Below are 730 nucleotides of genomic sequence, written 5' to 3'. Positions count from 1 at the left end.
GCTTATTTACAAGAACTTTTAAGTGCAGATAAAAACATTATTTTGTCATTAGGAGGTGGTACACCTTGTTTTGGAGATAATATGGAGCAAATTTTAAAAGCAAATAATACATTAAGTATTTATTTAAAAGCTTCAATACCAAAATTAGCCAAAAAGCTAATTAAAAAGAAAGCTACACGCCCATTAATTGCTCATATTGAAACAGAAGAAGCCTTAACTGAATTTATAGGGAAACATTTATTTGAAAGAATACCTTATTATAGTAAAGCAACGCACCATGTAATTACCGATGATAAATCAAAAAAAGAAATAACTAAAGATGTTTTAAAACTACTTTAAAAGCGCTTCAAAGGCGTTGTCTTTTAAAGTAACATCAATATGCTCATGTAAAGATGTAGATAAAGAAATACCTTTAAAATCGGCTTTTACAGGATATTTTTTATGGTTACGGTTAACTAATACCGCTGTTTTAAATTGTTTTAAAGGTACATTTAAAAAATGCTTAACACCGTAAATTAGGGTAGTGCCAGAGTTTAAAACATCATCAACTAGTACTAATGATTTGTTTTTATAATCAGCTTCAGTAATTGATGTTTTAATTTCAGACTGCGGATTTTTTTTATCAATAATTACTTTGCAAAGTACAGGCTTTATGTCTGATATATTTTCTAATTCAGTTTTTAATTTTTCGGCAAACACATAACCATTTTTGTCAATACCAGCTAAAACA

The 730-nt window shown here is 28.1% G+C and carries 2 protein-coding genes; one reads left to right on the top strand and one right to left on the bottom strand.

Going from position 1 to position 730, the window contains the following annotated elements; all coding sequences use genetic code 11:
* Positions 1-339, top strand: a 339-nt coding sequence (locus tag FUA24_RS24475; RefSeq protein ID WP_317131978.1) for a shikimate kinase, incomplete at its 5' end; no start/stop codon positions are given.
* Here FUA24_RS24475 and FUA24_RS24470 read toward each other — a convergent pair.
* A partial coding sequence (locus FUA24_RS24470; RefSeq protein WP_148546047.1) for a phosphoribosyltransferase family protein occupies positions 331-730 on the bottom strand: 400 nt, incomplete at its 5' end. The genes FUA24_RS24475 and FUA24_RS24470 overlap by 9 nt on opposite strands.

Source organism: Seonamhaeicola marinus (assembly GCF_008085455.1).
This window is presented reverse-complemented; position numbering and strand designations above follow the sequence as displayed.